Annotated in this window: 8 protein-coding genes and 1 tRNA gene; 1 reads left to right on the top strand and 8 read right to left on the bottom strand. The window is 63.3% G+C overall.

The window, feature by feature from the left end; translation table 11 throughout:
• The 6 genes from ACTS2Z_RS04570 to ACTS2Z_RS04545 form a co-directional block, all read right to left on the bottom strand.
• The coding region (locus ACTS2Z_RS04570) for a hypothetical protein (RefSeq protein ID WP_442572046.1) at positions 1-380 on the bottom strand (380 nt) is incomplete at its 3' end.
• Between the two features lie 102 nt (positions 381-482).
• A complete protein-coding gene (locus tag ACTS2Z_RS04565) occupies positions 483-1,661 on the bottom strand; it encodes an ABC transporter permease (RefSeq protein WP_442572045.1) in 1,179 nt (392 codons plus the stop codon).
• An 11-nt stretch (positions 1,662-1,672) separates the two neighbouring features.
• On the bottom strand, positions 1,673-2,833 hold the full coding sequence (locus ACTS2Z_RS04560) for an ABC transporter permease (protein ID WP_442572044.1): 1,161 nt from the start codon (positions 2,831-2,833) through the stop codon (positions 1,673-1,675).
• Positions 2,833-3,528 carry an ABC transporter ATP-binding protein gene (locus ACTS2Z_RS04555; RefSeq protein ID WP_442572043.1) on the bottom strand — a complete coding sequence of 232 codons (696 nt, stop codon included), beginning with the start codon at positions 3,526-3,528 and terminating at the stop codon, positions 2,833-2,835. The genes ACTS2Z_RS04560 and ACTS2Z_RS04555 overlap by 1 nt, the downstream gene beginning before the upstream one ends.
• A gap of 47 nt (positions 3,529-3,575) precedes the next feature.
• Complete coding sequence (locus ACTS2Z_RS04550; protein WP_442572042.1) at positions 3,576-4,622, bottom strand: efflux RND transporter periplasmic adaptor subunit; 1,047 nt, start codon at positions 4,620-4,622, stop codon at positions 3,576-3,578.
• Positions 4,623-4,814: 192 nt separating this feature from the next.
• The gene (locus ACTS2Z_RS04545) at positions 4,815-5,705 is read right to left on the bottom strand and encodes a sterol desaturase family protein (RefSeq protein ID WP_442572041.1); all 891 of its coding nucleotides are present in this window, start codon (positions 5,703-5,705) and stop codon (positions 4,815-4,817) included.
• Between the two features lie 241 nt (positions 5,706-5,946).
• On the opposite strand from ACTS2Z_RS04545, the gene ACTS2Z_RS04540 reads away from it, so the two are divergent.
• Positions 5,947-6,693 (top strand): hypothetical protein, encoded by a 747-nt coding sequence (locus tag ACTS2Z_RS04540; protein WP_442572040.1) that lies wholly within the window; start codon positions 5,947-5,949, stop codon positions 6,691-6,693.
• A 226-nt stretch (positions 6,694-6,919) separates the two neighbouring features.
• Here ACTS2Z_RS04540 and ACTS2Z_RS04535 read toward each other — a convergent pair.
• Both ACTS2Z_RS04535 and ACTS2Z_RS04530 read right to left on the bottom strand, forming a co-directional pair.
• Positions 6,920-6,996 (bottom strand) — tRNA-Arg (locus ACTS2Z_RS04535).
• A gap of 126 nt (positions 6,997-7,122) precedes the next feature.
• Positions 7,123-7,911, bottom strand: a complete 789-nt coding sequence (locus tag ACTS2Z_RS04530) for a response regulator (RefSeq protein WP_442572039.1) — start codon at positions 7,909-7,911, stop codon at positions 7,123-7,125.
• Positions 7,912-8,167: the final 256 nt, after the last annotated feature.

The following is an 8,167-nucleotide window of genomic DNA, read 5'->3' as shown; positions in this document are numbered from 1 at the left end:
ACCGTGCAGGCCTCGCCCGCGACCGTGTCCTGACCCACAACCTCGCCAAAACGCTCATCAGCGACAGGCATCGGTATGTCGTCGCCGACAGGAAGCCGGATCGCCACGCGATTGCCGCCCATGTCGGCAAGGATCGTCACACGGCGTTCCACCGGATTGACCAGCACGATGGCGAGCTGGCCCTGAAACTGCCCGTCCATGCGGAAATCACCGCTGCGATGACGCATTTCGACATTCTGGGCTTCACCGTCACCGGACGGGTCCTGAATGCGCACATTCATCTCGTAATCGGATTGCGGCAGGCGCAATTCCTGCGCACTGGCAGAAAAACCGGCACAGGCCAGCGCAGCGGCGCCGGCGGCTATCATCACGCGTTTCATGGGGCTTCCTTTGCAAATTCGCCTGAAGTTCGCAGCCCATTATGGCCACGCCAAGGCAACACCCCCGGCCCTGCGCATTGGCGGGGCCGGGGCTTTGCATTCCTAGTCGTTATGCACCGCCAGAAGCGGAATGCGCGCGGCGCGCAAGGCCGGGACGAACCCGCCAAGGAAGCCGACGATCAGGGCAAGGATCACGCCCTGCACCGCCGCATCAGGCGTCACCGCGAAGGCGAACACCACCTGGGTAAAGCCCGAGCCGAGGGTCGAGGCGCTGACCCCGTCAAAGAGCAGGAAGGTCGCAACTGCGCCCACCAGCCCCCCGGCAAAGGCGAGAACCAGCGCCTCGGTCATGGCCGCGATGAAAGCGGGAAATCCGCCAAACCCGATCGCCCGGAGCGTGGCGAGCTCCCGCGTGCGGGCATCCACCGAGGCGTACATGGCATTCCAGGCGCCTGCCAGCGCACCGATGGCCATCGCGAAAGCCAGAGGCCAGCCGAGGAACATGATGAGGTTCGTCGTGCCGCCGGCAGAGCGGGCGAAATAGGCCCGCTCGGAGAGGACTTCGAGATTGAGGCGCGGCTCGTTCTCCACGTATTCGCGAAGCTGTTCGACCGCGTCCGGCGAGGTCAGGCGGGCACGGACCGTCTGCACGCTGGAGCCCCGGTCGTATAGATTCTGGATGACGCCCAGATCGGCCCAGATTTCGGAATCGAAGACCGAACCGCCGGTCGAGAACACACCCACAACCGTCCATTCATTATTGCCCAGCCGGATGGTCTGGCCGAGTTCGAACCCGTCAAACTCGCGCAGCACGCTTTCACCGACCACCAGCTCTGCCGTGCCCGGCTCGAACATGCGGCCATCCACAAGGTTGAACTGCGGCCGCAGGCCCGGACCGGAAAGGCCAAGCCCGCGCAGCGCCAGATTGGCGCGGGTCTGGCTGGTCCGCTTGATGCCATCCACGACCACGAAGAGCTCCGATGAAAGCAGCGGCTCCCCGTTCTCGTCGGCGGCAATACCGGGCGCGACTTCGAGAAGACGCACCTCGGTGCGGTCAACGACAGAGTTCATCTCTGCCATCGCCCCGCCGCGCAGAAGCACGGCCACATCGTCGGAGCCCGCCCCGTCGACCGTGGCCCGGAAGCCGCTGGCCATCGCCATGAAGCCGAGCAGCACACCGACCACCAGGGCGATGGAGAGCACGGTTGCCAGCGACATCCCCCAGCGCTGGGGGATGGAGCGCAGATTGAGAAGCGTTACGGCTGTTGTCTGTTTGAGCATGGAAGTCTCTCCTAGATCTTGCCGAGCGCTTCGGAGATGCGCACCTGCATGGCGTTATAGGCCGGGACCACACCCGTCACGATGCCGAGCGCGGCCATAAGGGCGAGCGCGACGAGGACATTGGTGGTCGACAGGCCAAACGTGGGAAGGAAGCCTTCCAGCGCACTCGATGCCGCCCCGGATGCCAGTGCCGCGAGGCCCAACCCGATCAGTCCGCCGAGGAAGCTGAGGAGCAGCGACTCCCACAGCACCATGCGGAAGATGCGCGGCGCGGTGAAGCCAAGCGTCTTCAGGACTGCAATCTCGCGCGTACGTTCATTGACCGCCATCACCATGGTCGTGCCGACGATCATCAGGATTGTCGCGAACGCCGCCCCGATCACCCAGGTCAGGATGAGGCCGATATTGCCGAACTGCTCCATGAACGCCTCGTTGAAGGCGGCCTCGGTCGTCGTCGAGGTTTCTGCCGACGAGTTGGCAAAGAGGGCGTCAATCTCCTGGCTGACCTGATCGTTCAGCGCCGGATCGGTCGTGTTGATGGTGATCCAGTGGAAGCTGTCGCGGCCGAAGGCGAGGCTCTCGTTGAAATACTCGTAGTGGAGCATGAGGTAGTTGGTCGGATAGGTGCCTTCGGTGTCATCAAACACGCCGCAAATATCCAGCTCCCAGGTCTGCGAGCCGTCGGTGTTCTGCCAGATGTTGGAATTGAGCGGAATCCGGTCCCCGGTCGACCAGCCATACTGGTTGGCCAGAGCCCGCCCGATCAGCGCGCAGGTACGCCCTTCCAGAAAAGCCGCACGCTCCTCGGGCGGCAGCACGATCTCGTTGGGATAGGCCTCCAGATAGCTTGCCGGATCGACGGCAAAGCTCTGCACGAAATTCTGCGGCTCCTGGAAATACCCGCCGAACCAGCTGGCAGGCGCCGCGTTGCGCACGCCTTCCACCTGCTGGATGCGGCCCCAGTAGGCATAAGGCAGGGCGACGGTGAAATTGATGCGGTTGACGGTGACGAGGCGTTCCTGCGCTGCCGTTCCGGTGCCGGATGTGAACGCGTTCTGCAACGCGCCCAGCACCCCGAAGATCAGGAAGGCGACAAGGATGGACACCATCAGGAGCACCGCCCGCAAACGTTTGCGGAACAGGTTCTTGCGGATCAGGGTTGCGTCATTCATCAGGCTTTCCCCCTCTCCTCGAAGCGGCCCTTGTTCAGGTGCAGCTCGCGAGCGGCATAGCTGGCCGCCTCCGGGTCGTGCGTGACCATGATGATGGTCTTGCCCAGCTCCTTGTTGAGCAGCTGAAGCGTCTGCAGGATTTCGTCTGCCGTGGTCCGGTCAAGGTCACCGGTCGGCTCGTCCGCCAGCAGGACTTTCGGGTCCGCCACGATGGCGCGGGCAATCGCGACGCGCTGCTGCTGACCGCCCGAAAGCTGGCCCGGACGGTGACCGGCGCGGTCCACCATGCCGACAATATCGAGCGCGGTCTTCACCCGTTCCTTGCGGGCCTTGCCAGACAGATTGGTCAGAAGAAGCGGCAGCTCCACGTTCTGCGCGGCGCTCAAGGTCGGCATCAGATTGTAGAACTGGAAGATGAAGCCGGCATTCTTCGCGCGCCATTTGGCAAGCTTGCCCTGGCTGAGATTGTCGATGCGCTGGCCTTCGAAGAAGACCTGCCCGGCGCTTGGCTTGTCGATGCCGCCCAGAAGGTTCAGAAGTGTGGTCTTGCCCGAACCGGACGGCCCCATGATGGCGATGAAATCGCCCTGGTGGATCGACATGTCCAGCTCGTCGAAAATGGCGACGGTTTCCTTGCCCCGCGTGTAGCGCTTGGACAAGCCCTTGAGTTCGTAGAGTGCGGAAGTCTCTGTCATGATGTTTGGTGTCCTTGCGATTCAACCCTGTCGGGATCGGGGCTTTCCTATTCGATGAAGGTGACGCGTGCGGCCATGTCCGGCAGGACACGTTCGTCACGCTCGTTCAGGGCCACACGCACCTGGATGGTGGCGCGGCTGCGGTCGGCGGTCGGAATGATGGCTTCGACGCGGGCGGGGATTCGCCAGTCCGGATAGGCATCCAGAACCGCCTCGACCCGCTGGCCGGGGCTGACGCGCTGGATCTGCCCCTCGTTCACATCGACCTCGATCTCGAGTGAGGCCATGTCCACAAGCGTAGCCACGCCGGTCCGGGTAAAGCCGCCACCGGCAGAGCCCGGAAACAGGATCTCGCCCACTTGCGCATTCTTGGCGATCACGACCCCGGCAAAGGGGGCACGCACGATATGGCGGGCGATCAGGTCTTCCTGACTTGTCCTGCGCACCCGTGCACTGTCGAGATCGGCGCGGGCGGCGCGCAACTGGGCTTCAAGGCTCGATTGCTGGGCCTGGGCAGCCGTCAGGGCCGCTTCAGAGGCAATCTCGCGTTCAAACAGGCTGGAGGCACGCCCTGTAACGGTGCGCGCCTCGCGGGCCTGAAACTCCAGCGAACGCACACGGGCCTCTGCCGCAGCGATCTGCGCATCAATCAGATCAAGGTCGAGCCGCGCGCGGGTATCATCAAGGCGGGCCAGAACTTCGCCCGCCTCTACCTCGGCGCCCTCTTCCACCAGCACCTCGGCGATGCGCCCGGTAATCTCGGCAGAAACGGTGGCCTGACGGCGCGCGGTGACATAGCCGGACGCTACGAGACCAGCCGCACGCGGCACGCGCGAGGCGGCGGGAGCCGGTGTTTCGCTGGAAGCCGGTACAGGCTGCGAAGCCGGTGCCTCCACGGTACTGGCAGCCTGCTGCGTCTGCGCCGGAGCAGCCTCATCGCCCTGCATCAGGAACCAGACGGCCCCTGCTGCGATCAGGGCGGTCACCAGAACCGCGCCAACAAGCACCAGCGGCGACACACCGCCGCTGCCCCCCTGGACCTCGTCCCGGTCAATGCTCAGCGAACGCAATTTGTCGCGCCGGTCGTCATTCATTCTGTCAGCCCCCTGGATGGCGCACGATGCGCCTGTTCGTCCCTAGCGGTAGGCCTTACCCACCTTTGTGTAAAGCACCCTTTACGATACAATTTTGTAATGTTGGCGGGCTTACGTCTCATATAAACCACTTTGTATTGCAAAGTTGATGACGTCAAGCCAATACTACCCAAGCCTCGTGGCATTATGATTTCAGCCCTGGCGGTCAGACGATGGCAGGTCGTTTATCGCCGGTTTTACGCCTGCTTCGGTCGCGGCCTGTGCCCCGGACGGGTCATTTGCGGGACCGCGAAAGGGCTGCGTCAGCATCCGGTCCAGCCAGAGCTCGCGCGGCTCGCGAAACTGGCCGATGCCGATCATCATCGCCTCATGGCCCGCCTCCGGCTGTGCGCGATAAGTGCCAAACAACCGGTCCCATAACGACAGGTTGAACCCGAAATTGCTGTCAGTCTCGTGACGCGCAATCGAATGATGCACCCGGTGCATGTCCGGCGTCACGATGACGCGCCGCACCGCCCGGTCGACGGGTTCGGAAAGGCGGACATTCGAATGATTGAACATGGAGGTGGCATTCAGCAGCACCTCGAATACCAGCACTGCCAGCGCCGGCGCGCCAAGCGCCAGCACGGCGGCAAGTTTCAGGATCATGGAAAGCACGATCTCGCCGGGGTGAAAGCGCAATCCCGTCGTCACGTCAAACTCCGGATCGGCATGATGGACCCGGTGCAGGCGCCAAAGCACCGGCACTTTGTGGAACATCACATGCTGGCCATAGATCACCAGATCGAGCACCAGCACCGATAACGGCAGCGACATCCAGAGCGGTGCAGCGACGACATTGAAAAGCCCCCACCCCTGATCCTGCGCCCACAGGGCGAGCGCTACCGCCAGAAGCGGAAAAGCGAGACGCAGCAGCGCAGTATCGACAACCACCAGCGCCAGATTATTGCTCCAGCGGATAAGCCTGGGCACCGCACGGCGACGGCGCGGCGCCAATAGCTCCCACACCATCAGCACGGCCAGGACAGCGACAAACACCATCAGACGGATGGCAGGTTCGGCGGCAAGGACGGCATCGGTCATGGCGGGCTTCAAGGGGTCTGGCAACAGGGCTGTCCGCCCTCCATCGCAGGCTACCGCCTTTCGAGCGCCCTGACATCCTGCGCGACGCACGCTGCCGCCACTCCCGGGCCTGATCATGCAAGCGTCATGGCCAGTTAATGCAGCTGTAAGGCGTTTGTCAGGCGAAAGGCTCGCTTTTCACAAAGATTTCCCCCATATGGGCACGAAAGACTGTCATAAAAGTGTCACGAAAGGATCCGACATGCGCTTTTCCCGCCCGCGTGCCCTGCCCCTCGCCCTGGTGCTGGTGCCGGTTTTTGCCGTCGCTGCAAACGCCCAGAGTCTGACGGGTTCGGTCAGCGGTGCAGGGATTGAACGGGGCGAACGCGAGATCGAGGCCCGTTTCGGCATGAGCGATGACGGCGCTGCCGGTTCGCGCGTGCACGTCCAGTACGGTTTTACCGACTGGTACCGCGCCCGCATCGTCGTCTCGGCGACCGACCGGATTGGCGAAGGCTGGCGCTATGGCGGGACTACGCTCGACAACCATTTTCAGTGGGCTGCGGAAGCCGATGACAATTCCGGCTTCAATGGCGGGTTGCGTCTTTCCTACACGGCAGAAGACGGGGCAACGGATTCGGCCGGGATCCGGTTCATCGTGACCGACCGCTTTACACCGGGTTGGGAATGGCGGATCAATCTCGATGCGGAAATGCCGGTCGATGGCCAGTTCAATGATGATGCGGAGCTTGAAGTGCGGGCAAACCTGACGCGCGCGCTCGACATGAATGTTGCTGGCACTCGCTCATGGCGGGCCGGGATCGAGCTCTTCAGCGAGATGGGGACGCCAGAGACCGTCCTGGAAGACCGTTTTAGCGCCCATCAGGCAGGCGGCGTGCTCCAGATAGGCTTCGAGAATGATATATCGCTAGCCCTGCGCGCCCGCGCCGGGCTTTCGCGCGGCGCCGACGATGCGATGTTCCAGATCGCCATAGGCCGGGAATTCTGACTTCATGGCGCCTGGCAGGGATAAGGGCCGGCCAAGACGTAAAAGGCGGGTAAACTGGCACCGCCGGTGCAAACCGGCCTGATAACCGGCCCTGACGATTTTGCTCTGAGTAAAATGGCGCGCCTAAGCGGGCCAATTTCGAACCTGCAAGGTTCGCAAGGGCGACCGCCCGTCCGCAGCGCAAGCGAGGACCGACCGAACGGATGTGAGGGAGAACAGAAAATAATGGCGCGCCCGAAGAGATTCGAACTCCTGACCCCCAGATTCGTAGTCTGGTGCTCTATCCAGCTGAGCTACGGGCGCGCTGTCCTGACCAGTAGGGCGAAGCCCCTTCGTCAAGGCGCGCGAAACTAGCCGCGAGGTGCGGGCTTGGCAAGCGCCCGCCGTGAAAAAGGCAGCCGCCTTTAGCACATGCCTGCAAGGGCACGCTCAGGCCTGTGCGCGGCGCGGCGCAGGATGGGCCTCTTCCTCGAAAAACAGCGCCTGTGAGATGGCCGCCTTCACCGCATTTGGCAGGAAGGGCTTGGTGATCAGGAAGGCCGGTTCTGGCCGCTCACCGGTCAGCAGGCGTTCTGGAAACGCGGTGATGAAGATCACCGGCACCGGCAGGTCGGCCAGAATGTCGTTCGCCGCATCGATACCGGACGAGTTGTCGGCCAGCTGGATGTCGGCCAGCACAAGGCCCGGACGATGATGCGCGGCAGCCTCGATCGCTTCGCTGCGCGTCGTCGCAATGGCGCAGACCTCGTGTCCGAGATCCCCCACAATTGCCTCGATATCAGCAGCAATGATCGGCTCGTCCTCAATGATGAGAACGCGCGTCTTCAGGGCAAGTTCGATATCGCCGTGCGCGCGGGCCACCAGGGCCTCGATATCGGCCTGCGGCACGGCCAGCACCTGACCGGCCTCTTCCGAAGTGAAGCCTTCCATCGCGGTCAGCAGCAAGGCCTGACGCGCACGGGCCTCGAGGCGTTGCAGGCGCGAATCCGGTCCGCGTGCGGGTGAGCCCCCTACCCGGTCCATGTCCGGTGCGGAATCGTGAAACGCCCGGAACAGGGCAATGCGCGCCGGCAGTTCGGCGTTCAGCGTCACCTTGCCTTCAAGGGCTTTCTCCAGCGCCCGCTGGACAAGCAGATCACCGCGCTCCTGCTCGCCCGCAAGGGCACGCGCATAGCGGCGCAGGTACGGCAAGTGGGCAAAAACATCGTCGATATTCATGGTTCCCGTCCTTCAGGCACACTAGCGGCGAAGGCTGTCGCCGACGCCTGTCTGTGTTGACCGGTTACGCGCCAGGCCGCGCAGCGGTTCCCGATGCCGGACAGCGTGCCCGTCTGAACAGCGAGGGGAACCGCATGATTTCGTGATGCGTTTGGTCTGCTGAACGCCGGCCAGTCAGGGCGGCCTCCAGTCAAGCATGAACGGTATCGACCCATGTCCCAGAATGCCAAGGACGATATGCCAGAGCCGCCGGGCG

This window comes from Glycocaulis sp., from assembly GCF_052168375.1.
Lineage (GTDB): Bacteria > Pseudomonadota > Alphaproteobacteria > Caulobacterales > Maricaulaceae > Glycocaulis.
Note: the sequence above shows the minus strand (reverse complement) of the source record. Positions and strands in the feature narration are given on the sequence as shown.

Excerpts from the sequence above, each read along its gene's own strand:
- ACTS2Z_RS04560 (WP_442572044.1), bottom strand. The coding sequence starts at position 2,833 with ATGAATGACGCAACCCTGATCCGCAAGAACCTGTTCCGCAAACGTTTG.
- ACTS2Z_RS04550 (WP_442572042.1), bottom strand. The coding sequence starts at position 4,622 with ATGAATGACGACCGGCGCGACAAATTGCGTTCGCTGAGCATTGACCGG.
- ACTS2Z_RS04565 (WP_442572045.1), bottom strand. The coding sequence starts at position 1,661 with ATGCTCAAACAGACAACAGCCGTAACGCTTCTCAATCTGCGCTCCATC.
- ACTS2Z_RS04555 (WP_442572043.1), bottom strand. The coding sequence starts at position 3,528 with ATGACAGAGACTTCCGCACTCTACGAACTCAAGGGCTTGTCCAAGCGC.
- ACTS2Z_RS04530 (WP_442572039.1), bottom strand. The coding sequence starts at position 7,911 with ATGAATATCGACGATGTTTTTGCCCACTTGCCGTACCTGCGCCGCTAT.
- ACTS2Z_RS04545 (WP_442572041.1), bottom strand. The coding sequence starts at position 5,705 with ATGACCGATGCCGTCCTTGCCGCCGAACCTGCCATCCGTCTGATGGTG.
- ACTS2Z_RS04540 (WP_442572040.1), top strand. The coding sequence starts at position 5,947 with ATGCGCTTTTCCCGCCCGCGTGCCCTGCCCCTCGCCCTGGTGCTGGTG.